The 24,308-nt window shown below is 71.7% G+C and carries 22 protein-coding genes; 11 read left to right on the top strand and 11 right to left on the bottom strand.

Annotated features, from left to right (window positions below; translation table 11 throughout):
* Window positions 1-351: 351 nt before the first annotated feature.
* Window positions 352-3,174 carry an AAA family ATPase gene (locus tag ACIBSV_RS21820; protein WP_395865431.1) on the bottom strand — a complete coding sequence of 941 codons (2,823 nt, stop codon included), beginning with the start codon at window positions 3,172-3,174 and terminating at the stop codon, window positions 352-354.
* Between the two features lie 312 nt (window positions 3,175-3,486).
* Window positions 3,487-4,290: an enoyl-CoA hydratase gene (locus tag ACIBSV_RS21815; RefSeq protein ID WP_395865429.1), complete on the bottom strand. Its 804-nt coding sequence runs from the start codon at window positions 4,288-4,290 to the stop codon at window positions 3,487-3,489.
* Window positions 4,291-4,554: 264 nt separating this feature from the next.
* Here ACIBSV_RS21815 and ACIBSV_RS21810 point away from each other — a divergent pair, with 264 nt between their 5' ends.
* Window positions 4,555-5,259: a methyltransferase domain-containing protein gene (locus ACIBSV_RS21810; RefSeq protein WP_395865427.1), complete on the top strand. Its 705-nt coding sequence runs from the start codon at window positions 4,555-4,557 to the stop codon at window positions 5,257-5,259.
* A 12-nt stretch (window positions 5,260-5,271) separates the two neighbouring features.
* On the top strand, window positions 5,272-5,943 hold the full coding sequence (gene lipB, locus ACIBSV_RS21805; RefSeq protein ID WP_395865425.1) for a lipoyl(octanoyl) transferase LipB: 672 nt from the start codon (window positions 5,272-5,274) through the stop codon (window positions 5,941-5,943).
* Between the two features lie 242 nt (window positions 5,944-6,185).
* Here the strand turns inward: lipB and ACIBSV_RS21800 are convergent, their stop codons facing one another.
* The 3 genes from ACIBSV_RS21800 to ACIBSV_RS21790 form a co-directional block, all read right to left on the bottom strand.
* Window positions 6,186-6,719 carry a DinB family protein gene (locus ACIBSV_RS21800; protein WP_395865423.1) on the bottom strand — a complete coding sequence of 178 codons (534 nt, stop codon included), beginning with the start codon at window positions 6,717-6,719 and terminating at the stop codon, window positions 6,186-6,188.
* Window positions 6,720-6,898: 179 nt separating this feature from the next.
* Complete coding sequence (locus ACIBSV_RS21795; protein WP_395865421.1) at window positions 6,899-7,378, bottom strand: MarR family winged helix-turn-helix transcriptional regulator; 480 nt, start codon at window positions 7,376-7,378, stop codon at window positions 6,899-6,901.
* 378 nt (window positions 7,379-7,756) lie between these two features.
* Window positions 7,757-8,023, bottom strand: a complete 267-nt coding sequence (locus ACIBSV_RS21790) for a hypothetical protein (RefSeq protein WP_395865418.1) — start codon at window positions 8,021-8,023, stop codon at window positions 7,757-7,759.
* A 372-nt stretch (window positions 8,024-8,395) separates the two neighbouring features.
* Between ACIBSV_RS21790 and ACIBSV_RS21785 the strand changes: the two genes are divergently transcribed.
* The 4 genes from ACIBSV_RS21785 (at window position 8,396) to ACIBSV_RS21770 (ending at window position 13,436) form a co-directional block, all read left to right on the top strand.
* Window positions 8,396-8,689 carry a YciI family protein gene (locus ACIBSV_RS21785; RefSeq protein ID WP_395865416.1) on the top strand — a complete coding sequence of 98 codons (294 nt, stop codon included), beginning with the start codon at window positions 8,396-8,398 and terminating at the stop codon, window positions 8,687-8,689.
* A gap of 274 nt (window positions 8,690-8,963) precedes the next feature.
* A complete protein-coding gene (locus tag ACIBSV_RS21780) occupies window positions 8,964-10,658 on the top strand; it encodes a prenyltransferase/squalene oxidase repeat-containing protein (RefSeq protein ID WP_395865414.1) in 1,695 nt (564 codons plus the stop codon).
* Window positions 10,655-11,704: a hypothetical protein gene (locus ACIBSV_RS21775; protein ID WP_395865412.1), complete on the top strand. Its 1,050-nt coding sequence runs from the start codon at window positions 10,655-10,657 to the stop codon at window positions 11,702-11,704. Before ACIBSV_RS21780 ends, ACIBSV_RS21775 begins: the two co-directional genes overlap by 4 nt.
* Before the next feature lie 382 nt (window positions 11,705-12,086).
* Window positions 12,087-13,436 (top strand): acyltransferase, encoded by a 1,350-nt coding sequence (locus ACIBSV_RS21770; RefSeq protein WP_395865410.1) that lies wholly within the window; start codon window positions 12,087-12,089, stop codon window positions 13,434-13,436.
* On the opposite strand, the gene ACIBSV_RS21765 is transcribed toward ACIBSV_RS21770, so the two are convergent.
* Window positions 13,373-13,915 carry a hypothetical protein gene (locus ACIBSV_RS21765; RefSeq protein WP_395865408.1) on the bottom strand — a complete coding sequence of 181 codons (543 nt, stop codon included), beginning with the start codon at window positions 13,913-13,915 and terminating at the stop codon, window positions 13,373-13,375. The genes ACIBSV_RS21770 and ACIBSV_RS21765 overlap by 64 nt on opposite strands.
* Before the next feature lie 150 nt (window positions 13,916-14,065).
* On the opposite strand from ACIBSV_RS21765, the gene ACIBSV_RS21760 reads away from it, so the two are divergent.
* On the top strand, window positions 14,066-15,235 hold the full coding sequence (locus ACIBSV_RS21760) for a winged helix DNA-binding domain-containing protein (protein ID WP_395865406.1): 1,170 nt from the start codon (window positions 14,066-14,068) through the stop codon (window positions 15,233-15,235).
* Between the two features lie 44 nt (window positions 15,236-15,279).
* Here ACIBSV_RS21760 and ACIBSV_RS21755 read toward each other — a convergent pair whose 3' ends face one another.
* Window positions 15,280-16,110 carry a helix-turn-helix transcriptional regulator gene (locus ACIBSV_RS21755; RefSeq protein WP_395865404.1) on the bottom strand — a complete coding sequence of 277 codons (831 nt, stop codon included), beginning with the start codon at window positions 16,108-16,110 and terminating at the stop codon, window positions 15,280-15,282.
* A gap of 204 nt (window positions 16,111-16,314) precedes the next feature.
* Here ACIBSV_RS21755 and ACIBSV_RS21750 point away from each other — a divergent pair, with 204 nt between their 5' ends.
* The 3 genes from ACIBSV_RS21750 to ACIBSV_RS21740 all read left to right on the top strand — a co-directional run bounded on the left by ACIBSV_RS21750 (window position 16,315) and on the right by ACIBSV_RS21740 (window position 18,350).
* Window positions 16,315-17,082: an SDR family oxidoreductase gene (locus ACIBSV_RS21750; protein ID WP_395865402.1), complete on the top strand. Its 768-nt coding sequence runs from the start codon at window positions 16,315-16,317 to the stop codon at window positions 17,080-17,082.
* 154 nt (window positions 17,083-17,236) lie between these two features.
* Window positions 17,237-17,935 carry a hypothetical protein gene (locus ACIBSV_RS21745; RefSeq protein WP_395865400.1) on the top strand — a complete coding sequence of 233 codons (699 nt, stop codon included), beginning with the start codon at window positions 17,237-17,239 and terminating at the stop codon, window positions 17,933-17,935.
* Between the two features lie 58 nt (window positions 17,936-17,993).
* Window positions 17,994-18,350, top strand: coding sequence for a VOC family protein (locus ACIBSV_RS21740; RefSeq protein WP_395865398.1), 357 nt, complete (start codon window positions 17,994-17,996; stop codon window positions 18,348-18,350).
* 59 nt (window positions 18,351-18,409) lie between these two features.
* On the opposite strand, the gene ACIBSV_RS21735 is transcribed toward ACIBSV_RS21740, so the two are convergent.
* The 3 genes from ACIBSV_RS21735 to ACIBSV_RS21725 form a co-directional block, all read right to left on the bottom strand.
* Entirely contained in the window at window positions 18,410-19,546 is a 1,137-nt protein-coding gene (locus tag ACIBSV_RS21735) for a methyltransferase domain-containing protein (RefSeq protein ID WP_395865396.1), read from the bottom strand.
* Window positions 19,547-19,720: 174 nt separating this feature from the next.
* Window positions 19,721-21,076, bottom strand: coding sequence for an NAD(P)/FAD-dependent oxidoreductase (locus ACIBSV_RS21730; protein WP_395865394.1), 1,356 nt, complete (start codon window positions 21,074-21,076; stop codon window positions 19,721-19,723).
* A gap of 178 nt (window positions 21,077-21,254) precedes the next feature.
* Entirely contained in the window at window positions 21,255-22,535 is a 1,281-nt protein-coding gene (locus tag ACIBSV_RS21725) for an MFS transporter (protein ID WP_395865392.1), read from the bottom strand.
* Between the two features lie 444 nt (window positions 22,536-22,979).
* Between ACIBSV_RS21725 and ACIBSV_RS21720 the strand changes: the two genes are divergently transcribed.
* Window positions 22,980-23,474, top strand: a complete 495-nt coding sequence (locus ACIBSV_RS21720; RefSeq protein ID WP_395865390.1) for a hypothetical protein — start codon at window positions 22,980-22,982, stop codon at window positions 23,472-23,474.
* Window positions 23,475-23,516: 42 nt separating this feature from the next.
* Here ACIBSV_RS21720 and ACIBSV_RS21715 read toward each other — a convergent pair whose 3' ends face one another.
* Window positions 23,517-24,290: an aminotransferase class IV family protein gene (locus tag ACIBSV_RS21715; RefSeq protein ID WP_395865388.1), complete on the bottom strand. Its 774-nt coding sequence runs from the start codon at window positions 24,288-24,290 to the stop codon at window positions 23,517-23,519.
* Window positions 24,291-24,308 lie beyond the last annotated feature (18 nt).

Genomic DNA, 24,308 nt, shown 5'->3' with positions numbered 1-24,308 from the left:
TGCCACCGCCGCCCAAGCCTCGCGTGGCCGCCCGATCCGGCCGGGGTGTAGGGACGCCCGGGAGTATCGAGGACTCGATCGACGCGGCGTGTGGTCCGGGAGGGCAGTGGGTGGGACGCGATGTCGTGTGCAGCCCGGGGGGTGTGGGTAGGACGCGATGTCGTGTGCAGCCGGGAGGGGTGTCGGCGATCGCCGATGAGGTGTCCCCTTCGGCGGCCGAGCGCGTCACGTGTCGCCCCCGCCGTCAGTGGTGGGCGGGATCGGCGGGGGAGGGTGGGTGGCGGGGCGCGCTGTGCCGATGCCGATGTCGTGAGTGGTGTGCACCTTGGGTGGCGGGCGCGTGGGTGGGGTTCAGGCGGTGCCGGCGGCTAGCTGGGGGGTTCGGGTGATGCGGCCGGTCAGGGCCAGGGTGGGGAGTTGGGGGTGGGTGGGGCGTGGGGGGAGGGCGGCTACGCCGGAGCGGTTCGGGCCGGCGGTGGCGAGTTCGGCGCGGATGCGTACCTCCATCAGGGCGCCGGCCGGGGCGGCGAGCGCCTTGGCGAGGAGTTCGCAGGCGGCTTCGGTGCGGCCCTCGGCGCGTTCGACGACCGCGAGTGCGTACAGGGCGTAGGCGCCGACCGGGGTGAGGCCCTTGGTGCCGGTCAGGCGCAGGGCCTGCCAGGCGCCGTCGCGGGCTTCGGCGATTCGGCCCTGGGTGGTCGCGGCCATCGAGAGCGCGGCCAGGAACCAGGCGGCCAGCGTGCCCTGTCCCGTGGCGCGGGCCAGGCGCAGGCCCTCGGCGGCGTGCGTCTCGGCCTCGACGGCCCGTCCGGACAGCGCGCCGGCGACCGCGAGTGGCATCAGGGCCGCGGCGAGGGCGCCTCGGGCGCCGTGTGTGCGAAGGACCGCGGCCTCGTCCAGCAGGACGTCGTACGCGGCCTGGTCGGTCGCCGCCGCGTGCACCGCCAGCGGGGTGACCTCCCACAGCGCGATGCCCAGGCCGTACAGCCGGGCCCGGGTGGCCGGCGCCACCATCGCGGGCGAGACGCCGTCGGCGCCCAGCGCGGCCACGACGGTGCGCAGCGGGTCGTCGTCGGCCAGGGGGAGAGCGGCCAGGGCGGTGCGGGCCTGGGTGGTACGGGCGCGGTCGCCGGCCTCCCACGCGGCGCCGGTCGCGGCGAGCAGGAGCGCGGCGCGACCGTGGGCGGCGTCCAAGAGCAGTGCTCCCGCTTCGGAGCGGTGCCCTTCCGCGTGCCGCAGGGCGGCGCGGAGGCGGATCGCGGTCCCGGAGGAGTGGGCCGAGGTGCCTTCGTCGGCGACGCCGTCGAGGTCGGCGGCGTCGGCGGTGTCGAGCAGGGTGCGGGCGCGGGTCGGGAAGCCGGCCTCCCACGCGGCGTACGCGGCGGCGACGTAGCGGCGGCGAGCCGCCGGGCGGTCGGCGGTCAGCCGGGCGGCCTGCTCCCAGGTCGCGGCGGCGGCGCCCGCGCCGAGTTCGCGGCGGGTGCGGCCGGCCCCGGCTTCGAGGGCGGCGGCGAGTTCCGCGTCGGGCCCGGTGGCGAGCGCGGCCAGGTGCCACGGTCGCCGGTAGGCGAGAGCACCGCTCGCGGCGTAGACCAGTGCTCCGTGAAGCGAGCGGCGCTCCGCGGAGGTAAGCGAGCGGCGTACCTCCTCGCGAGCCGACGCGTTCCGGAACCGCACCCGGTGTTCGGCGGTGTCGACGAGACCGGCCCGCAACACCGCGAGCCGAGCGCCACGTCCGATGCCCACCCGGCGCCCGGCGACAGCCAACTGGTCCAGGTCGGCGGCAGGTTCGAGCGCGGCCAACGCGAGCAGTCGGCGAGCGTCCTCCGGCAACGCCGCGAACGGTACGTCCCCACCCGCGACGGCGGCACCCGTACCCGCCCGACGCGCACCCGACGCGGCGGTGCCCCGGGAGCGTCCCGGTCCGACGTCGAAGGCGTTCGCGTGCGCTGATGCGCGCTCAGCGGCAGCCGTTTCGTCAAGGTTGTCGAACTCGCGTTCGTTGGAAGCATGTTCCGGCTTCGTGTGCTCGCCGGCAGTCGGTGTGCATCGCGCGTAGCTCACACCCGCGTCGGCATCGCCGAGACCCGCCCGCGCCGACCAGGCATCACGCTCGGCCGCCGACGCCGGGCACGCCTCGCGGACGAACTCGCCGATGCCTTCGCCGACTCCCACCTCTCGCCCGGTCTGCGCCACCGGTTCGTGTGTGGTGGGCGTACCGAAGTCGCCGTCGACGTGGGCGACTCGGGTAGCGTCCTGGGCCGACGTGTCGAACCGGGCGGCCTCCGCCGCGGCCCGGTTCGTGGCGTCGGGCCGGAGGTCGCCATGACGACCCTGCCCGTTCGTGGTCGAGTCGGCGTCGGCCGCGGTGTTCGATGACAGGTCGGTGGTGGTACCGGCGGCTTCCGCCGCCGCGCCGTCTTCGAACACGCCCGCCGAGGCAGGCCACTCGGTCGAGTGCGCCACGGATTCGTCGCCGTGGACCGACGCATTCGCGGCCTTCACGCTCGCTTCGTCCTCGACCGACGCGACGGCGACATCCGCAGCCGGAGCCGGAGCCACATCCGCGGCTTCCGCCCCGGCAACGCCGGCAACCCCGTCCGTGCCGCCCACATCACCCGTGCCCGCCAGGCCCGTTCCGGCCCCCGACGCCGAATTCCCCCCGTTCGCAGACGCGTCGACGCGTTCCCGTGTCGCGCGCAGGACCGCGATCGGGAGGCCCTCGGCGCGGCCCGCGATGTAGGAGATGACCGCCGCCGAGGCCGCGTCGAGCCAGTGCGCGTCGTCCACGAGGATCAGGACCGGCTGTTCCCGGGCGGCGATCACGACGAGAGAGCAGGCCGCCGCGGCGACCACGCCTCGGTCCGCCGCGCCGGGAGCCAGGCCGAGCGCGATGCGCAGGGCCTGGGCCCGGGTGTGCGGCAGGCGGCCGATCCGGGGGTGCAGCGTCGCCAGCAGTTGGCGCAGCGCCGTATAGGGGAGCGCACCGCCCCCGCGCGGGCCCGCCGTCCGCAGGACGGTCATGCCCTTCGCCTCCCACACCGCCTCCGCCAGGAGCGTCGTCTTGCCCGCCCCCGCGGCCCCACGCAGCACGACCGCTCCGCCGTCACCGGCGCGCGTCCGTTGCAGCAGTGCCGTGACGGCGGCCAGTTCGTCGTTCCTTCCGTGCAGCACGGAAACTCTCCTCGCATCTCGCTCACACCCCCGTGGTGTGGCCGGCGGCCCCGCCGGATCCGGCCGGACCGCCGCACTATGAGCCTGAGCTTGCCCGTTCCCGGTCAACACATGTTCAACATTCACTCAACGTGTGAAGTCCGGACCAAGTAATTACGGACATGTGACACCGGCATCGCGTCGACATCACGCCGGCATCCGGCTGAATATCCGTCAGTCTTTCGGTTGAAGCTTCGTGACTCCAACGCTCCAAAGCCCCGAAGGCCGGTGGCCCCATGGGTCCGTAGGTCCGTGGATCCGTCTGAAAGTCCGTCAGTCCTTGTACTCCGGTCGCCGCTTGTCCTTGCGGGCCCGAATGGCCTCCTCGAAGTTCTCCGTCGTCAGTCGCACATACAACTGGGCGTGCCCCTCGTGGTCCATGTGCGAGTGCATGCTGCCTGCCTCCATGCCGGACCACAGCAACCGTTTGGTCACTTCCACCCCCACTCGACTGAACCCGATGATCCGTTCGGCGAGTTCGTACGCGTCGTCGAGCAACTTCTCGCCCGACACCACGCGCGACACCAGTCCGATCCGCTCGGCCTCGGTCGCGTCCACGTCCCGCCCGGACAACATGATCTCGAATGCCCGAGACGACCCGATCGCCCGGGGGAGCAAATAGCTGATTCCGAGCTCGCTCGCGGTGAGCCCGTTGTTGATGCCGGCGGCCCGGAAGTACGCCGTGTCGGCGGCGATTCGGATGTCGGTGGCGGTGGCGAGGCAGAAGCCGCCGCCGATCGCCGGGCCGTTGATGGCGCCGATCACCGGTTGGTGCATCCGGCGCAGCCCCAGGATCACGTCGTCCAGGATCTCCATCGATCGGCGGGCGATGCTGGTTCGGGTCAGGCCCTTGATGCCGGGGATCCGACCGGAATTCTCCAGATCCGCACCGGAGCAGAATCCACTCCCGGCACCTGTCAATATGACGACACGCGTATCGTTGTCCGCGCTCACGGCTTCCAAAGCCTCACGAAAGGGGACCATGACGTCGAAGGCCATGGCGTTCATGCGGTCCGGACGATTGAGGGTGATGAGCGTGACATGGGGGCGGGGTTTGTCGACGAGTACGAAGGACATGGGGGCGTCATCCTCGGCATGATTGAGGGGCGAAGGGCTTCGAGTCGCACGGTGTCGGACCGGGCGACCGGGGGACCAAAGAACGCGAATCCGGTCCCGCCACCGCGAATCGGAACGAATCGCCCAATGGTCGATCGGGCGACCGGCCGCGCGCCGGCCGACGGGGAACGTTCGGTGCCGCGTCGGTGGTTCGGGGCGCGTGCCTGGTCCGCGGCGCGCACTTGGTTCGGTACCCGTACGTGGTTCGGGACACGCAAGCCATTCTTGACCAAGTCAACGAAACCGCTCAAGGCCGCCCCGGAACTCTTCGACGCCTTCGCGGGCGACTACGACCGCTATGCGGGACTGTGCGACCCCCTCGGCGAGTGGCTCGCCGAACTCGAACTGACCGGCGACCGAGCGCTGGACGCGGGGTGCGGCTCCGGCCGACACGCACTCGCCCTGGCCGGCTCCTACGCCGAGGTGCTGGCCGCGGACGTGAGCGCGCCGCTGATCGAGGTCGCGCGGGTACGGCGCCCGCACGAGCGGGTGCGCTACGAGGTCGCCTCGCTCACCGACGTACACGACGCCGAGGGCTTCGACCTGGTGCTGAGCATGGGCACGCTGCACCACCTCCCGGACCTGGGCGCGGCCTTGGCGCACCTGAAGTCGCTGCTCCGACCGGGCGGGGAGATCGTGCTGGTCGACAACGTGGCCACCGTGCCCGCCGCGACGCGCCGGCAGTACATCGTGTGCGCCGCCCGTGAACTGGGTCGTGACGTGCGCCGGCTGCGGATCCGGGACGCGTGGTGGCTGTACCGCTTCCGTACCGGCGCGGCGTGGCTGGACCATCTGATGTCCGACCACTACCTGACCCGCGCGCAGTACCGGGCCCGCTACGCCGAGGTCTTCCCGGACGCCGAATTCGTGGACCTGTCCTTCGCCACCGCGATGCGCTGGCGCCGCGCCGACGGCCTGCCGGTCGGGTAGGGGAGCGGACGAGTGCGCGAGCAGACCGCGAATCCCGGCGCGCCGGTGCGGGTCGACCTGGGTGCGGTGGCGTACCCGGCGGCGCAGGCCGACATGGCGCGGTGGGTCGCCGAGCGGCAACAGGATCTCGCGCCCGACCGGCTGTTCCTGCTCACCCACCCGCCGGTGATCACGTACAGCGCGCGCACGCCGCTCGCCGACCTCCCGGATCCGGCGTCGCCGATTCCGCTGGTCGAGGTGGACCGCGGTGGCCACGCGACCTATCACGGGCCGGGTCAACTGATCGGCTACCCGATCGTGAACGTACGGGCGCTCGGCCCCGGCGACCTGATCCGCCGGGTGGAGGATGGCCTACTCGCCGCGCTGGACACGCTCGGCTTCCCGGCGATCCGGCGGGAGACCCCCACGGGCGCACCGAGCCTGGTCGGCATCTGGACGCCCGACCACCGCAAGCTCGCGTCCATCGGCATGCGGATACGACGAGGCGTCAGCAGCAACGGCTTCGCGCTCAACATCGACCCCGACCTGAGCGCGTTCACCACCTTCACCGCCTGCGCCCTCCCGGACACGACGATGACCTCACTCGCCGAACTCGCCGCCGAGACCGGCCGCGCGACCCCCACCGAAGCCGCCGTCCGCGACGCGGTGGCGACGGCCCTCACCGAGCAACTCACCCGCCGCTAGACGCGAGGGCGCATCGGGTACATCCGGCAACGCGCCGCGTCTCCCGGCGAGGTGGGAAGACGCGACACGGAGTGCTCGCGTGGCCGCCGCGGTTCTCGGCTCGCCGGGGCGCACCGAGGCGCACCCGGCCGTCCGGCCGGCGGGCGGCCTCGTGTGCGTCTCGGATCGCCTCGTGCCCGATCGGGTACGGCCGGGGCCGCCGCGTCGGCCGGGGGTGTCGACGGTCGGCGGTCGCGGGCGGGTCAGGTCGCGCGAAGGCCGGTGACGTCCCAGAGGTGGTGGACCGGGTCGTGGATGAAATAGCGCGCGAAGGACTCGACGGTGAAGACCGTGCCGTCGCTGCGGGTGCCGGTACGCGCCCACTGGTCCTCGGTCACCGCCGCGAAGTGGTCGGCGAGTTCGGCGCCCGCCGCCGCGAGGTCGGCGGCGACCCGTACCGGGTCCTGTTCGGCGTAGCGGGACTCGATCGCTGTCGCGTCCTGGTCCCAGTTGGCGAATTCCGGGGCGTCCTGGGTCAGCATCAGCCGCAGCCGCTCGTCGAACAGGACGAACACGTCGCGCACATGGCACGCGTACTCGGTCGGGGACCAGGTGTCCGGGGTCGGCCGGATGCGCAGCTCGTCGCCGCCGGAGACGAGCAACTCGTGCCACGCGGCGGCGTTCGTGCGAGTCATCGCGGGGATCCGGGTACGCGGGACGGTCGGGGTGTCCAGCCCACAGTCGGGACACGCCGTGTCCAGGACCCACGTCCAGCTCTTGGTCTCGGGAGTGATCATGCGCCGAGAATGGCCCACCCGCCCCCGCCCCAACAAGGCATTTCCGCTCGAAGCCCCCGACAACGGCTTCCCGACATCAGGCCCCCGACATCGGCGCCCCGGACGCCGGCGCCCCTGACGCCGGCCCCCGAAACCAGGCCCCCGAAACCAGGCCCCCGAAATCAGCCCCCGACCCGGGCTCAGTGCCCGGCGGCGGTGGCGTTCGTGATCATGCGTTGCAGGACGCGCACGGTGGTGGCGTAGTCGGTGTCGGAGATGCCGTCGTGGAGGTGGGCACGAACGGATGGACCGATGGCCTTCACCCGCAGCCGCGCCGCTTCGCCCTCGGCAGTGATCCGTAGACGGTGATCAGGCGTTTCGGCGAGCCAACCCCGGTCGACCAGCGCGGCCGACTCGGGGCCGAGCCGATCCTCGGGGAGCAGGTATTCGCTCATCGCCTCGGTGAGTTCGGCCACGGATCGGGGTTTGCCGTCGACCGAGAGGTCGTCGGTGGAGAGGTGACGCAACAGCCAGAACTGCGGCTGGGTGATGCCGAGCTCCGCCTGTCGGCCGCGAATGTAGGCGATGACCTCGCGGTGCGCGAGACCGGTCCAGTAGCCGACGGGCTGCGTGGCGAGTTCGGCGTCCGTGGCGGTCGTGGTCGTGGCTTCGGTGGTCATCGGAGGCTCCCTTCCGGCCGTTGACGATCATCGTGTTGATCATCCGGTGGTGATCATCAGGCTAGGCCGCAGGGGAGAGGACCGAATCCGTAGAACCACGTGTGCGCTCGACCGGAGCCGGAGCCGGAGCCGGAGCCGGAGCCGGAACCGGGGCGGGAGCCGCGACCGCGACCGCGCACTCGACCTCGCCGACGACCGGGCCGGGCGAGCCTCGGCGAGCGGTGGTCGAATCCCGAAATCCCGCCCCGCACTCAGGTCGATAAACCGACTAATGGAACGGCCTCGCGAAACCGACCCAACGAAACGGACCCAACGAAACCGGCCCAACGAAACCGGCCCAACGAAACCGGCCCGGCGCCGCCCGAGCCCGCCGGTCGGCTATCGCTTGTCCCGCTCGGCTTGTGCTCCGGATATCGAGCCTCTTTTGTTCTCCTCCTTCTCGGTGGGCAAAAGCTTCTCGGCGACGATCCACACCGCGAAGCCCAGGACGATCAGGGCGATGCTCGCGGCCACATCGTGCCCGTGCAGAAAGGACTGCCGGGTGAGCAGTGTCCACAGACGGAACCAGCCGAAGAAGTGGTGGATCATGCCCCCGACGCCCTGGAGAACCAGGAGCAATCCGAATATGTCGAGGATCTTTCGCATATTCGTCAATCTACTGACAGCAATTGACCCGCGACACGGCCAAGCGGTCATATTCCGCCGACCAAAGTTGAGAACCTCAACCCCGGGCCGCTACCTTCGTCGCCCCGATCGGCGAGACCCGCCCCCGAACCCGACGCCCGAACCCGACCGCCGACCCCAACGCCCGGACCCAACCCCCGAACCCAACGCCCGGACCCAACCCCCGAACCCAACCCCCGGATCCAACGCCCGGACCCGCCCCGCCCCGCCCCACCCCGTCCCGGGACCGGTCCCGACCGGTCCCGACCGCCTCGGACCACCCCTGACCAGCCCCGTCGGCCCGGTGACCACAACCCCCCACCCCCGACCCCCGGCACGCCCTACGATCGGGGCATGTTCGTGATCACGCTGACCTACGTGGCCCCCATCGAGGACGTCGACGCACTCATGCCCGGCCACCTCGAATGGCTCGACCGGCACTACGCCGCCGGCACCCTCCTCGCCTCCGGCCGCCGCGTCCCCCGTACCGGCGGGGTGATCCTGGCGCATGCCGGCGACCGGGCCGCACTGGACGCCGTGCTCGCGGAAGACCCGTTCCGGCGCGAGGGCGTGGCAACGTACGACGTTGTCGAATTCGCACCCACCAGGACCGCTCCCGGGCTGGAAGGGTTGCTCCCGACGGTCTGAAGTGCCGTCAATAGCCGTTCATTTCCAGCACATTTGATGGCGATTACTCACTAATTCAGACAACAAACGAGTACAGGCTTCCGCATTCACGCCTTCGGGTGATTTCGTGTTGGGAACACACCGGTCCGGGCGATGGGGGTCGCTCACCTGCCGGGACGTGCATCGCACGCCGGGTACCCCAACCGCAGCACCCATTCCCCGCTCGGCGCCATACCCGGCGACACCGGATACGACGGCACAGCTTGCGACAGGACGTGTGGGGAGGCGTTGACCGATGCGCGTGCGAGATACCCGGATGCCGCCGTGGCCTGCGGAAATGTTCACGCCCGAACTGCCCGTGGCGACCGCCAGGCTGCGTCGGCGGGTCGCCGATTCGGTCCGTCCCGACGGAGCCGTCCGCGGCCCGTGCCGCAGTCGCGTGCTCGAATCGGCACTGCTGTTGCGGCTGCTGGAGCGGGCCGGTCTCGAGGCCGATCACCACCGCCGGCTCGCCGGGTTCCTGGCCGATCGCCTCGACAGTGTCGAACCTCTGGATCGGTTGCTCGCGACGATCGCTTTACGCCACTCCGGCGAGACCGTGGAGCACGCCTCGGGTGACCTGCTCGACCGGTTCCTCCAGCGCGCGCCGGCGTTTCTGAACGCCCGCAAGCGGGTCATGCTGGAGACCGTCCTCGCGCTGCTCGGCCCACCGCGTCGCGCCGCCCGCCGGCCGTTCGACCCGGACGCGTTCGACACCGGCAACCTGCACCCGTGGGCGCACGTGCAGACCGTCGCGCTCAAGGTCGCCCTCGCCGACCTCACCGGTCATGCGGACGAGATCGACCCGGCCGACCTGCGCCTGCTCCTGGATACCCAGCAGGCGTCGGGAATCTGGGAGGGCAACCTCCTCGTGCACCTGTTGGTGCTGCACGCGCTTGCCGACCGGCCGTACCTGGACGGCCTGATCGTCAACGGCGTGGCCAAGGTGCTGGCCCACCAACGCGCGGACGGCGGCGTACCGTTCGTGACCGACACCGACACATGGTGCGCGGTCACCGCGGGCGTCGCGTTGGACGCGGCCGGTGCACCGTACGAGGTCCGCCGGCGGATCGCCGACTACCTCGCGGCCGGCCAACGCGCGGAGGGCGGCTGGTCGTACACCGAAGCGGCGGCGCTCGCCGACGTGGACGACACGTCGGTGGCGATCGAGTTCCTGCACGCCACCGACCCGGTGCGCTACCGGCGCAACATCGACTTCGGCTTACGCACCTTATGGTCCTACCAGGCCCCCGACGGCGGGTTCCCCACCTACATCGCGGGCGCGCCGTCCGAGGCGTGCATGACCGCCGCCGCCGTCAACGCGCTCAGTGTGCGTGCGCCGCGGCACGTGGAACGTATCACCGCCGCACGCCGGTTCCTGGCCGGCGCCCAGCACCCGGACGGTACGTTCGACCCGGACTGGAGCCGCAGCCGCTACCACGCGATCTTCCGCGCCCTGCTGGCGACCGACGCGTTCGGCCCGGACGCCTACCGGGCCACCGTCAAACGGGCGCTGACCGCGGTGCGCGAGGGGCAGAACCCGGACGGCGGCTGGGGCCAGCAACCCGGCGACCCCAGCGACGCGATCAGTACCGCGTACGCCCTGATCGCGCTGTGCCGACAGAACGACCCGCGCCCGGTCGCACGCGGCGTCGAACACCTGCTGCGGGCCCAACGCGCGGACGGCGGTATCGAGTCCGTACCGGACATGCTCGGCACCAGACCGTTCCTGTACGTGATCCCGTGCCTGGCCGACCACTTCTCCCTGCTGGCCCTCGGTCATCTGGGCAATCGACTGACCGCCCGATCGCACCGCCGGCCGGGTGTGCCACCCGGCCCGGGCGCCTCGGCGGCGCATCCCGCACCTCTGCGCGCCCCGGCGCCCGGCACCGCCGGAACGCGTGGGGGCAGGAACCATCCGACGCAGACCGGCGAAAGGAGCCCGGCGTGAGCACTCCCACCGTCGTCGACCTCCCGATCAGCTTCCACCTGCCGAAGCTCGCGAACCTGTTGCCGATGACGTTCCATCCCGAGACCGATCGCCTGATGCGCGAATCCCGCTGGTGGGCGCACCGGCACCTGGGCTTCGCGTACGGCGGCGACGCTGCTCGGATCGACAAGAACGTGGACGGCACGCTGCTGGTCTCGCTGTCCGTTCCGCACGCGGACTACGAACTCGCGTTGACCACGGCCAAGGTGATGAACTATCTGATCGGCATCGAGAACAGCCTCGTCGACAAGGCGGGCCTGGGCGGCAGTTCGTTCGCCACCCGCAACGTGTTCGGTCGATTCATGTCCGATCTGCTTGGCTGGGGGGACGGCTCGACCCCCCTGCGTGAGGACTTCTCCTGGCTGCGCGAGCGCATGCCGCCCGCGCGCTGGATCCGCTTCGTGTCCTACATGGAGGACTTCGCCCACGGCTTCACCACCGAACTGGAGAACTGGCGCGACGCCGGGATATCGGACTACGACACCTACATGGACGACCGCCGGCACAGCCTGGGCGTGCGCTGGCTGTTCGGCTTCGCCGAGGAGGGCGTTCCGGGTGTGGCGCTGTCCCAGGAGACGTTCCGCACCGCCGACATGGTGGCGATCCACGACACCGCGATCGACGGCTACACGCTGATCAACGACCTGGTCTCGTATCGCAAGGAACTGGTCATGGACGACCGGGTGAACCTGGTCTACTACCTCGGCGAGGCGGAGGGGCTCGACCTCGAAGGCGCGATGAACAAGATCTGCGGATTGATAGACGCCACCGAACGCAAGTTCCTCGACCTGCGCGACCGGATCATGGCCGGCCCGCACGGCGGCGAGCCGGGGATGCGGGCGTACCTCGAAGAGGTCGGCCACGTGATGACGTCCAACCTGTGGTGGGCCACCGTCAGCAAACGCTACGAACCCGGCGGCTTGGGCTGGGACGGCTCGACGGCCGGCACGATGACCTTCCACCGGGACCGCGCGGTCTTCGTTCCCGACCCGCAATCCGTCACATAGCGGACGGTCGATCCGGTACTCCACCCGTCTACCGACCCGGTACCCGTCCCGATTCGCGACCCGACACGCGTCCCGGCTCGCGCACGACCCACCGCCCCTCCCACCGCCCGGCGCACCCCTCGGTGCGCCGGCGGGCTTTGCCGGAACCTGACGTAACGTCAATCCTGCTCCGGGGCGGCTTTAATCATTCACTCATGAAGCGCGTCCATGCTGCCTACATGGACTTTCCGCGTTGTGGCACCCCGCGTCCTGCGGTTCGATCCGGCTCGACCCCCGTACGGACGGTGCGACCGCCCGTCGCCCTCGTCACCCTCGTCGCACCGCCGAGAAAACGACGGGCCGACGGCGAGGTGGTCGCCGATTTCGGGGCAGGCGCCCGGTGATGGCACTCTCCTTCGGCACCTCCGACAAGCGCACAGCGGACCTGCGCCCGGCTCCCGCGCCGGCGCGCGCGGCCGAGACCCCGGGGCGCGAGCAGGCACCCGGCGGGACCGATCCGACCCCGTCGTCCCGCACCGGCCCGCGCGCCGCCGCCGGCCGTCGGCCGCACCTGCACCGGGTCGACCTGATGCGAGACATCGCCTTCCTGTGCGTGATCGTCGTGCACGTCATCGGCGTCACGTACCCCTTCCCGGGCGAAGGCCCCGCGTTCACCCAGCTCGTGCTGCACTCGACCCGCGCGGTGTTCTTCTTCGTCAGCACGTTCGTGCTCTTCCACAGCGCCTACGGACGCCCGCTGCGGGTGGGCGCCTTCCTCACCAAGCGGTTCAAGCTGCTCGGCGTCCCGTACCTGCTGTGGTCCACCGCCTACTGGGTGCTGGGCGACCACGAACGGATCCGGCACGACCTGCCCGGCGCGCTGACCGACCTGCGCGGCGGCATCGTCTGGGGCGGATCCTGGTACCACCTCTACTTCCTGCTCGTCTCGCTCCAGATCGCCGTGCTCCTGCCGCTGTTCGTCAAACTGGTCCGCGCCTGCGCGGGCCGGCACGTGCTGCTGCTCGCGGTCACCGGCGTGGTGCAACTTGCGGCGCTGGTGGTGCTGTTCCACGAGATGCCGCTGAGCGGGCCGCTGGAGTGGTATCGCGTGCACGGCGGCATGTTGTTGCCGACCTACGGCTTCTTCGTGATGGCCGGCGCGCTGGCCGCGGTGCACCTGGACGCCTTCCACGCGTGGATCCTGGGGCACACCCGGACCATTTGCGTCGGCACGCTCGCGATGCTCGCGCTGACCTACGCGTGGTACCGACACACCGTGGCCGCGGGTCGGGACACCGCGACCGCCTCGATCGCCACCCAGCCGGTGAGCCTGTTGTGGGGGCCGTTCGCGGTGCTCGCGCTGTACGCCGTCGCCACCCGCTGGGAGCGGGCCCGAACCCCGTTCCCGGGACGCGCTGCCGCCGCGCTCGGTGCGCAACTGGCCTTCGGGGTCTACCTGGTGCACCCGATGATCCTGCGGTTGCTGGAACTGAGCGGGTTCGCCGCCGCGTTGCCGTGGTCGCCCGTCGCCGACACCGCCGCGCTGGTCGCCGTGGTCGCGATCGGATCCGCCGGATTCGCCTGGCTGGTCTCGCGGACCCCGCTGAGCCCGTGGCTGATCGGCCGCGAGCGCGCGCGGGGTCGGCGGCCGGCCCACCGGATCCGGCGGTCCGTACCGGCACCCTCGGGTCAGCAGACGGGCAGCAGGTCCTTCGCCGAGCCGGTCGTCTCCAACCAGGCCTCGGGCGCATAGCCGGCGCCCTGTCCGGTGGTCACCAGCACCCACTGATCGCTCTTGCCGCCACGCCAGCCGTAGACGTTCGAGCCCTTGGCCCGGCAGGTGGCGGTCAGTTCGGTGCCCGCGCTCACCTCGGCGATGGTCTTGCCCTTGCCCGGCTTCTCGCGTATCTCCAGGCCGATCGCCTGGCGTGCGATGACCGCCAGCTTGGCCGTCGAGGTGGGCGAGGGCACCGCGGTGCCACTGCCGCTCGCGGACGGGTTCCCCGATCCGGACGCGTTGGGCAGCGCCGTCGCCGAGGCGGACTTCTTGCCGTTGTCGCTCCCGTCGGAGGAGAGCAGCCACCACGCGAGGATCACTATCGCCCCGATGATCACCGCCCCGATCACCAGCCCGTTCCCGGGTTTCGGGGGGCGCGGACCACCCGGGCTCGCCGCCCGACGGGCGAGCGTCATACGACGCCAATCGAACCGGGACGATCCCCCAGAGGGCATGGTGACTCCTTCACGCAAACGTGCGGTGGTACGGGCGGAACCCGATACTCGATTCTTCCGTGTATCGACCCCGTCACGGTAAAGCGATCCCGAATCGCCGCGCCGTATGATTCCCGGCCACATGTCGTCTCGGACCCCTATGGTCGGCGCATGACCTCTGCGCTGCCACGGATCACCGACGACGAACGACGAGCGCGTTTGGGCATTCGGCATCGCCTGGCGCCCGGCGCGCGAGCCGCGAGGGCGGAGGACGCGGCCCGCGCCGTGCTCCTGCTGCACGCCACCGACCCCGCGACGGTGTACGTGTCCACCTGCGCGCGCCTGGTCGAGCCGTCGTCGGCCGAGGTGGAACGCGCGCTGTACGAGGACCGGACGCTGGTGCGGATGCCCGGCATGCGGCGCACGGTCTACGTGGTTCCGCGCGAGATCGTGCACGTGGTCCAGCGTTCCAGCACCGACGCGGTCGCGATCACCCAGCGCCGGGTGATGCTCCAGTTCCTGGCGTCCGGCGGCTACGACGAGGCGTGGTTGGACAAGGTCGAGGCCGACACCGTGGCCGCGCTCACCGGGATGGGCGAGGCCACCGCGATGCAACTGGGCGAAGTGGTCCCGCTGTTGCGCACCCAGATCCGAGTGGCGGTCGGCAAGCCGTACGAGGCGAACCAAGGGGTGTCCACACGGCTGCTGTTCACGCTCTCCTGCGAGGGCAGGATCGTGCGGGCCAGGCCGCAGGGGTCGTGGTTGTCCAGCCGGTTCCGATACACCATCGCGCCGCCGCTGCCGGAGATCGGCAAGACCGAGGCCAAGGCCGAACTGGTGCGCGGATGGCTGGCCGCGTTCGGGCCCGGGACGCTGGACGACCTCAAGTGGTGGACCGGATGGACGCTCACGGACACCCGACACGCGCTCGCCGCGGTGCGCGCGACGGAGGTGCGCCTGGACGACGGAAGCGTCGGGTACGTGCTGCCCGGCGACGAGGCGCCGGGCCCGACACCGGAGCCGTGGGCGGTGATGTTGCCCGCGCTCGACGCCACGCCGATGGGTTGGAAGGAACGGGACTGGTACATCACCCCCGAACTGCGCGAGCGCCTGTTCGACCGGATGGGCAACATCGGCCCGACCGTGTGGTGGAACGGACGCGTCGTCGGCGGGTGGGCCACGCGTGCCGACGGTGAAGTCGTCTGGCGCGCGCTGGTCGACCTCCCGCCGGAGGCGGTCAAGGCGATCGAGGCCGAGGCGGCCCGGCATACGTCGTGGTTGTCCGGGACGTGCGTGACGCCGCGCTTCAGGGTCCCCCTGGAACGGGAGCTGAGCGAGTGAAGCGGATCCACGGATTCGCGCGGGCCTTCGGGGCCGGGCGGGACTCAGTTCCGGGCGGCCGTCGCGGACAACTCGGCGGGCGCGGTCCGGACCCGCGGGGCCGTGGTGTAGACGACGAGGAGCAGATCGGGGTCGCCCGGAAAGGACAACGTCTCGTAGGCGGTGTCCAGCACGCTGCCGTCGGCGGGGCGTAGCCGCTTGGTGCCGTGCGTCTTCTCGGCCACCTGGTGGGCGTCCCACAGCGGCCGAAAGCGCGGATTGCCGGCGGACAACTCCTCGACCAGCGCGGCCATCCGCGTGTCCGGGGAGTGGCGCGCGGCGTCCAGACGCAGGAAGGCGACCGTGTCGGCGGCGACCCGCTCCCAATCCGGGTAGAAGCGAGCCGCGTCGGCGGACAGGAACGTGTGCCGCGCCATGTTGCGCTCGTGCGGTGCCATCGCGCTCAGCCCCATCACCGCGTCGGCGGCCGCATTCCATGCCGACACGTCCATGCACCGGCCCAGGACGAACGCGGGCGCGTCGATCCGGTCCAGCAGCACCTGTACGCCCGGCCGCGCCGTCGAGGGCGCGACCTGCCGAGCACTCGTCCGGGTCGGCCGGGCCAGATCCCACATGTGCTGGTACTCGGTGGGGTCCAGCCGCAGCGCGCGTCCGATCGCGTCCAGGACGGCGTCCGAGACATGCTGCCCCCGACCCTGCTCCAGTCGCACGTAGTAGTCGACGCTCACCCCCGCGAGCTGCGCGACCTCCTCGCGCCGCAACCCGGCCACGCGCCGCTTGCGACCGAATACCGGCAGCCCGACATCCTCGGGCCCGACCCGAGCCCGACACGCACGGAGGAAGTCGCCGAGCTGTTCGAAGGACGCGTCACTCATGCCCGGACTCTAGCCGCCGACGTATCGGCGGCCGGCGCGGACCGCCCGAAGGTGGTACGGGCAGACCCAGGAAAACGTGAGCTCTGGGTGCCCTCGCCGAACGCGGGCAAGGTAGGTGCCGTCGACGGGGCACCCGCCCCGGATCGTCTCCCCGCATCGCTTCCGCGCCTGGTTTTCGCGCACCGCCTCCACAGGAGTCCTCCCATGAGCTACACCGCACTCGCCGGTCGGATCGCCGTCGTCACCGGAGCCGCCAGCGGCATGGGCGCCGAGACCGCGCGCCTGCTCGCCGCCCACGGCGCGCATGTCGCGCTGCTCGCCCGCCGCGAGGATCGGCTCAAGGAACTGGCCGCCGAGATCACCGCCGCCGGCGGCACCGCGCTCGCCGTCGCGGTCGACGTCACCGACCAGGCTTCGGTGGACGCCGGCGCGGCGCGGATCCACGCCGAACTCGGCCGGGTCGACCTGGTCGTCAACTCCGCCGGGGTGATGTTGCCCAACCCGGTCGACGACGGCCGGATCGACGAGTGGACCCGGATGATCGACACCAACATCACCGGCGCGCTGCGGATCATCCGCGCGTTCACCGCCGACCTGGTGGCCGCCGCGGCCGACGGACGCACCGCCGACCTGGTCGACATCTCCTCGATCGGCGCACACGTGACCTTCCCGAACTACGCCGTGTACGGCGCGACCAAGGCCGCGCTGACCCACCTGTCCGCTTCCCTGCGCAGTGAACTGGGCCCGCGCGACGTCCGGGTCACCAACATCGAGCCGGGCCTGACCGACACCGAGCTGGGCTCGCACATCGACAACGCGGAGCTGGGCGAAGCCGGCCAACTGGGTGCCATGTTCGACACGATCGGCAGCCTCGCCGCGACCGACGTCGCCGACCTGGTGGCGTACGTGGCGACCCGGCCGCGACACGTGAACCTGCGCCAGATGGTGATCCTGCCGACCCGCCAGGCGTGAGCCGGACGGCGCGGACGGAGCCCGCGCACCCGGGCGGTGACCCCGGTCCGGCCCGTCGTACGGACGCCGGCGGTACGGCGTGATGTTGCGCGGGCCGGGGGGTGTTGACTATGACTTGTCAGGCCCGCCCGCCACCCCGTACGAGGAGCCTTCCGTGGCGCTGTTTCGTCGCCAGTCCCGCAACCAGCAGAACGCCGCCTGGGGGCAGGACGTGCGCGGCGTCCTGATGAGCGCGCCGCCGGATCGCATTCGGCAGGACCTGCGGCTGATGATCAGCCGGCCCGGTCCGCACCTGGGCACGCAGGGCATGGTGTGGCCGCTGGGCGATCGCGGCGAGATCCTCGCGGTGGCGTGCGTCAAGGGCCCGGACGGCACCGCCGTGACGATCGAGACGCCGATGGTGCAGCACTGGGGGATGGCGGTCGAGGACGTCTGGCTCCAGGCCGCGACGAACCTGCGGATGGAGAGCTTCAGCGGCACGCCGATGGAGATCTCCACCGGCACGACCCTGCACTCGCTGCTCGGCCAGAGCTGGCCCGGCTCCGCGCAGTTGTTCCGGCTCGGTGAGGCGCTCGGCGACCCGCTGCGCGCGGGCGCGCTGGTCGTCCCGCCGATCGACAACGGACTGCTCGCGCTGCCGCTGAACTCGCAGCGCACACTGGGCATGGCGGGCTTCGTGCTGAAGACCGCCCAGGGCCTGACGCGGGATCAGCAGCCTTTGTCCACCGGCATGTTCTGGTGGCACGAGGGCATCCTGGAGGAACTCGAGGTCAATTGGCGGGGACCCGAGCACGCGTCCCTGACCGGGTCCGCCCGCTTCGGGCAGGTGGTCCGCGCACTGCCGCCCCAGTGACTGGGGACGCGTCCCACCCCTCCCACCCCTCCCTCCCCGCCCGCACCGAGGAGTCGTCATGCCCGCCGTGTTCTCCGAACTCGTCGTCGACGCGCACGACGTGCCCGCCATCGCCGAGTTCTGGCGCCGAGTGCTCGGCTGGAACCTCACCGTCGATGGCGAGGACATCGAGCTGAGCGCGCCCGACGGGTCGTTGCCCACGATCCTGTTCCAGCCGGTTCCCGAGGGCAAGACGGTCAAGAACCGGCTGCACATGGACGTCAGCCCGGCGATCGGCTCGGACCAGGAGAGCGAACTGGCCCGGTTGCTCGCGCTCGGCGCCAAGCCCGCCGACATCGGCCAGGGCGAGTGCGGTTGGCATGTGCTGACCGACCCCGAGGGCAACGAGTTCTGCCTGTTGCGCACCCCCAGGTAGGGCCGGGCGGCCGAGGCGCCCGCCCGGCCGGGTTCCGGTGTGGGCGGGCGGCGTTCGGCTCACATCTCGGTCAGCCGATACCGGTAGTGCTCCCGCTCCACCGTCCACGCCCGGCCACCCGCGTCCGGCGCGTGCTGGAAGTCGGTGCCCACCGGGACCGCCTCCAGCCGCAGCCGGTCGGCGTTCACCACCGGTGCGCCGGCCACGCCGTAGTACAGGTCGACCGCCGCGTCGCGGTCGCCGTAGACCAGGATGCGGTCGCGCATGAGCACCGCGAGTGCGGGCCGCTCCGGGTCGAACAGGCCCCACGTCAGCCCGTCGCCCGGATGCCCCAGGAACAACACCGAGCGCGGTTCGGCCAACGCGAATCCGGTCAGCCGCATGTCCACCGGACCCAGTACCGGGCCCGCGTCCACCGCGCCGTGGTCGAGCAGAACGCGCAACACGTCCAGCGCGGCCGGCGGCAGATCCTCGCCGATCACCGCGAGATCGCCGGTCAGCGCGTGGGTGCGCCCCGGCCCCGCGTGCGGGCCACGCAACTGGAGGAATCCGCAACGGGAGACCGACACGCTGGTCAGCGTCCCGTCCGCGGCGCGCTCCCACGCGACGGCCAACTCCAGGCCCGGCCGCAGCCACATCGGGGCGACCAGCACCCCGTCCGGCGCGAGCTGCGCCACCCAGGCCGGCGGCAGGTCCGGGACCCCCACCGTGGCCTCGATCCGGTCGAAAGGCGCGCGATCCGCGACCCCCTCCCAGCCGTCCCCGGCCCGCACGTCCACGTGCACCCCGAGCCCGGCCAGGCGTCGCGCGGCCGCGCCCGCCAGATCGGCGGACACCTCGATGCTGACCACTTCGCCCTCGACCCCGGTCAACCGGGCCAGCAGCGCCGCGTTGTACCCGCTTCCGGTGCCGATCTCCAGCACACGCATCCCCGGCCGGATCGCGAGCTGTTCGAGCATCAGCGCGACCATCGCCGGCTGGCTGACCGTGCTGTCCGGCAGTCCCCGGTCGTCGGTGGACAACACCACGACCCGGTCCTCGTAGGCGCGCTCCAGCGAGGACACCCCGGGGGTGAACACCTCGCGCGGCACCTGGGACATCGCGTCCGCGACCGCCTCGGTGCGTATGCTCCCGGTCAGGCGCAGCCGCTCCACCAGCGCCATCCGCAGGCGGGCCGCCGTGCGCTCGTCGCTCATGGCCCACGTGTACCCGCCAGGGCGGGATCCGGCACCCCGCACGGCGTCCCGGCGCCGGTGCGCACCCGCGCGGGCCGCTCGGGCGGACCCGCGTCCTCGTCGGGGTGGCCGTTCTCCGTCGGGCAGGTCCGTACGGTGACCGGCGTGCGGTGCGGGCGCTACCCGAGGGGGTTTCTACGGGTGTGCGGCGCGCGATCCGGTGCGGGCGGTGACCTCGTTCGGGGAGAGGTAGGCGTCGGTCTTCTCCAGGTTGCCCATCCGGCCGTCCTGATCGGACATGAAGCCCAGTCGGACCAGGTCGTCGCCCGCGAACGCGTGCTGGATCCAGTTGGAGAGCACCCGGGTGCGGGCCCGGATCGAGGGCACCGTCATCAGGTGGTAGCCGCGGGTGATCGCCTGCGCGGGCAGACCGCGCATCTCGTAGCCGAGCGGTCGGGCCACCGCCTGGGTGCCGCCGAGGTCGACGACCAGACCCAGGTCCTTGTGCCGGAACGGGCTCATCGGCTGCCCGCGCAGCGACGCGACCACGTTGGCGGCGGCGACCTTGGCCTGCCGGTGCGCGTACTGCGCGGTGGGCGGGCAGATCGCGCCGTTGCCCTTGGCCAGGTCCGGCACTGCCGCGGCGTCGCCGAGCGCGAACACGTCCGGGTGACCGGGCACGGCGAGGTCGGCGGCGACCGCGAGCCGGCCGCGGATCAATTCGGCGCCCATCGTGCCCATCAGCGGGCTCGCGGTGACCCCCGCCGTCCAGACCAGGGTCCGGCAGGGCAGCTTCTCACCGGTGGTCAGCGTCACCGAGTCCTCGGTGATCTCCCGCACGCTGATCCCGAGCCGCACGTCCACGCCGCGCTTGGCCAGCATCTGCAGCGTGGCCTTGCCCAGGTTCTCGCCGAGTTCGGGCATCAGGCGCGGTGCCACGTCGACGATCATCCAGCGCACCTGCGCCGGGTCCAGGCGGGGGAAGTGCCGGAGCGAGTTGGTGGTGAGCATCTCCAGGCACGCGGCGGTCTCCACGCCCGCGTAGCCGCCGCCGACCACGATGAACTGGCAGCGCGAGGCACGCTCGGCCGGGTCGATGCTGGAGTTGGCGATCTCGAGTTGGGCGATCACGTGGTCGCGCAGATAGACCGCCTCGGCCAGGTTCTTCATGCCGTGCCCGTAGGTGGTCAGGCCCGGGATGTCGAAGGTGCGGGTCACGCTGCCCGGTGCCAGGACGAGCTTGTCGTAGTGCTCGTTGGTGATCTCGCCGGAGATCTTGCGCACCACGCACACCTTGGCGGCCAGGTCCACACCGATCGCGCCGCCGGGCAGCACATGGGTGCGCTTGAACATCCGGTGCAGCGGCACCGCCGTAGTGCGCGAGGACAGTACGCCCGCCGCGACCTGCGGCAGCAGCGGCCGGTACACCATGTAGTCCATCGGACTCACGAGGACGATCTCCGCCTCGCGTGGACCGAGCGAGCGTTCCAGCCTTCGCACCGTTTCGAACCCGGCGAATCCTGCTCCGACGACGACCACCCGCTGCACCATGGTTGCCCCTTCCGGGAAGGCCGGGGCAGGAAACCCGCGACCATTTGGCACATTTTGTCCAAACATATGGGGATCGCGGATCGGCCACGACCCGGGCGGGCCATCCGAGGCGGATGATCACCGGGGTCCGGGCGGGTCGGGTGCGGCACGCGCCCGTGCTCGTCCCGGGGCGCGGGGTTCAGGCGGTCGGGCGCCGGGAGCGGCCCAGTGCGAAGCCCGCCGCGACGCACAACACCGGCGCGGTCAGGAAGCCCGCGACCAGGTTGAGGCCGCCGTAGCCGGCCAGGCCCAGGACCGAACCCGAGACCGCGCCGCCCGCCGCGCCGGCCAGGTTCATCAGCAGGTCCGAAACGCCCTGCACGCCCGGTCGCTCGCCGGCCGGCACCGATTCGCCGAGCAGCGCCGAGCCCGCGACCAGGCAGCACGACCAGCCGAAGCCGAGCAGGATCAGCCCGACCATGGTGCGCCACGTCGAGTGACCGGAGGTACCGGCGACGAACACCGCGAGCAGCAGGACGAGCTGGCCGCCCAGAATCACCGGGATCCGGCCGAACCGGTCGGCGGCCCAGCCGACCACCGGCGACAGCGCGTACATCCCGGCGATGTGCAGGCTGATGGTCAGCCCGACCAGGGTCAGCGCGGTGCCGTGATCCTTCATGTGCACCGGTGTCATCGCCATCACCGACACCATCACCACGTGCCCGAACGCCACCGTTGCCAGCCCGAGCATCGCGCGCGGCGCCCGGCGGATCACGCCGAGCGCGCCGCGCAGGTTGCCCCGGGGCGGCTGCCGGTCGCCGAGGTCGGCGCGGGCGATCAGCAGCGGATCCGGGCGCAGCGCGACCCACAGAATGGCGCCGGCGCCGCCGAAGGACACGATCGAGAACAGGAACGGCCCGGCCAACTCCGGCAGGCCGACCGCGCGGCCGACCACCGCGCCCGGCTCGTTCAGGTTGGGGCCCAGGACCGCGCCCACGGTGGTCGACCACACCACGATCGACAACGCCTTGGCCCGGCCCGCGTCGTCGGCGAGATCGGTCGCGGCGTACCGGGACTGGAGGTTGGCCGCGGTACCGGCGCCGAACACGAGCAGCGCGGCGATCAGCAGCGGGAACCACTCCAGGACCGCCGCCAGGATCACCCCGCCGGCCGCGAGCGCCGCGAGCCCCCACCCGGCGGTCAGCGCGACCCGCCGCCCGTACCGGGACGCGGCCCGCGACATCGGGATCGCGAACACGGCCGCGCCCAGCGTGATCGCGGTGGTCGCGAAGCCCGACCAGCTCTTGGATCCGGACAGATCCTCGGCGAGCAGCCCGCCGACGGTCAACGCGGAACCCATGCCCACCCCGCCGACCACCTGCGCGGCGATCAGCGTGCGCACGGTCCGCCGCTGGAGCCCCGAACGGTCCACCCGCACGGGGTCGACCGACTCGGGTATGGCCGGGTCCAAGGCGGTCATGCCGGATTCACCACCAGATCTGGAACGGATACACGAACCCACAGCGTGCCGGACACCCCCACCCCACCCCAAGCCGGGGCGATCGTGTGCCGATCGCCGGGACGCCGGTGCCGCGGCGGCAGGATCTTCGCACCGAAGCGGCCGTCGGGGCATCTGCGAGGACGCGGGCGGTTGCGGCGGGATGATTCGACATCGTGGGAGCGGACATGTTCGTCGCCGAGGTGGGTGGGGTCGGGCGGCGAGTGTGGCGGCGGAGTTGATGCGGGGTGGGTGAGCCGAGCGGATCAGGGGGCATGCGTTGGATCGGTGAGGTGAGGCGGGGTGACGTGAGGGGGCACGACGGATGGGTGAGGGCGTTCCGGGTGTGTGCGGTTGGGGGTGTGCCCGAGTGCGCACCCGGGTATGGGCAGGCGCCGCGCGCCGCATGGATCGGTGGACACGCACATGACGCTTGACGAGGACGAGGCCTGGACGCTGTTGCGTGCCCTGGACCATCCGGAGCACCTGACCGTCCCGCCGGACTACGACCCGGTCGCCACGCGCGAGCGCTTCGATCGGCTCGTGGAGCGGCTGGAGACGGACTTCGCGTGCCACTGTGCGGTGGAGGGGGAGGCGCGGGCGGCGAGTCGGCACGGCGCGATCGTGGTGCCCGCGAGCGCGTTGGCGGGGAGCGGGCGGATCACCCTCGTGGTCAGCAACTTCGGCGACCTGGTCGCCACGAGCGTCGGTGCGCCGGACGACAACCCGGTCGGCGCGGCGCCCGCGTACGTGTCGCCGGCGGATGCGGACCGCGTCGCCGCCGCGCTGGACGACCTCGGCTACACGGTGGTCCCGGAGGATCTGCTGCGGTGCACGTACGACGGGGTGAGCCGGCTCGCGGACCACTACACCGTCGAGGATGGGCCGACCTGGTGGATCAGGTTCTTCGACTTTCCGTGACCGGGGGCGACCGGGCCGGGCGTGCCGGCGGGCCGAGCGGGTCTACACGAGGTCGCCGGGGATGGCGCGATAGGTGTCGGCCAGGGTGGCCAGGAGCGGGTGGTCGGTGGGCAGTACGTGTGTGCCGATGGCGCTGATCGGGCGCACGCCGATGGCCGTGTTGGTCGCGAACGCGGCCTGGATCGGCGCGAGTTCGCCGATGTGAACGGGCCGGGTAGGAGCGGGCCGGTGGGCCTGGAGCAGGTCGGCGGTGACGCCGCGCAGGCACGGGGCGTCGGGGCGGATCAGGCGGTCGGCGACCACGAAGCCGATGTTCCAGGTGCCGCCTTCCGAGATCCGACCGTCCGGCTCGACGAACAGCGCGTCGTCGTAGCCGGCCAGCATCGCCCGGCGGCGTTGGCGCAGTTGGCCGAACAGGCCCACGTGCTTGACCTCCGGCAGATCGCGTCGATACGTCAGCGGCAACACCCGCAGCGGCGGCATCGTCAGGGGCCCGGCCGGCCGGGTGCCGACCAGGATGTGCGGCGTGGCCGGAGCGGCCGGGTCGGCCAGGCCGATCGCCGGATCGAAGACGGTCACCCGGATCACGAACGCCTCGTTTCGACCGGCGGTGAACCGACGGACCAGGGTCCGGACGCGGTCCGGGTCCAGGTCGGCGTCGAACACGATGCGGCAGTCCCGGACCAGCCGGGCCAGATGTAGGTCCAGGCCGCGCACCCGGCCGTTCTCGACCCGCATGGACGTGAAATGCCCGATGTTCGACAGAGCCAGCGCGGCGAGGTCGTCGGGATGCGCGGGTGTGCCGTTGATCTCCACCCGGCAAGTCTGCCGGCC

Source organism: Embleya sp. NPDC050154 (genome assembly GCF_044460165.1).
GTDB lineage: Bacteria > Actinomycetota > Actinomycetes > Streptomycetales > Streptomycetaceae > Embleya.
The sequence above is the reverse complement of the archived record's forward strand: the minus strand, read 5'-3'. Positions and strand labels throughout refer to the sequence as shown.

Bases quoted from the DNA above. Each gene is read 5' to 3' on its own strand.
- ACIBSV_RS21815 (WP_395865429.1), bottom strand. From the start codon at position 4,290: ATGTCCTTCGTACTCGTCGACAAACCCCGCCCCCATGTCACGCTCATC.
- ACIBSV_RS21800 (WP_395865423.1), bottom strand. From the start codon at position 6,719: ATGATCACTCCCGAGACCAAGAGCTGGACGTGGGTCCTGGACACGGCG.
- ACIBSV_RS21795 (WP_395865421.1), bottom strand. From the start codon at position 7,378: ATGACCACCGAAGCCACGACCACGACCGCCACGGACGCCGAACTCGCC.
- ACIBSV_RS21790 (WP_395865418.1), bottom strand. From the start codon at position 8,023: ATGCGAAAGATCCTCGACATATTCGGATTGCTCCTGGTTCTCCAGGGC.
- ACIBSV_RS21785 (WP_395865416.1), top strand. From the start codon at position 8,396: ATGTTCGTGATCACGCTGACCTACGTGGCCCCCATCGAGGACGTCGAC.
- ACIBSV_RS21780 (WP_395865414.1), top strand. From the start codon at position 8,964: ATGCGCGTGCGAGATACCCGGATGCCGCCGTGGCCTGCGGAAATGTTC.
- ACIBSV_RS21770 (WP_395865410.1), top strand. From the start codon at position 12,087: ATGGCACTCTCCTTCGGCACCTCCGACAAGCGCACAGCGGACCTGCGC.
- ACIBSV_RS21765 (WP_395865408.1), bottom strand. From the start codon at position 13,915: ATGCCCTCTGGGGGATCGTCCCGGTTCGATTGGCGTCGTATGACGCTC.
- ACIBSV_RS21760 (WP_395865406.1), top strand. From the start codon at position 14,066: ATGACCTCTGCGCTGCCACGGATCACCGACGACGAACGACGAGCGCGT.
- ACIBSV_RS21755 (WP_395865404.1), bottom strand. From the start codon at position 16,110: ATGAGTGACGCGTCCTTCGAACAGCTCGGCGACTTCCTCCGTGCGTGT.
- ACIBSV_RS21750 (WP_395865402.1), top strand. From the start codon at position 16,315: ATGAGCTACACCGCACTCGCCGGTCGGATCGCCGTCGTCACCGGAGCC.
- ACIBSV_RS21740 (WP_395865398.1), top strand. From the start codon at position 17,994: ATGCCCGCCGTGTTCTCCGAACTCGTCGTCGACGCGCACGACGTGCCC.
- ACIBSV_RS21735 (WP_395865396.1), bottom strand. From the start codon at position 19,546: ATGAGCGACGAGCGCACGGCGGCCCGCCTGCGGATGGCGCTGGTGGAG.
- ACIBSV_RS21730 (WP_395865394.1), bottom strand. From the start codon at position 21,076: ATGGTGCAGCGGGTGGTCGTCGTCGGAGCAGGATTCGCCGGGTTCGAA.
- ACIBSV_RS21725 (WP_395865392.1), bottom strand. From the start codon at position 22,535: ATGACCGCCTTGGACCCGGCCATACCCGAGTCGGTCGACCCCGTGCGG.
- ACIBSV_RS21720 (WP_395865390.1), top strand. From the start codon at position 22,980: ATGACGCTTGACGAGGACGAGGCCTGGACGCTGTTGCGTGCCCTGGAC.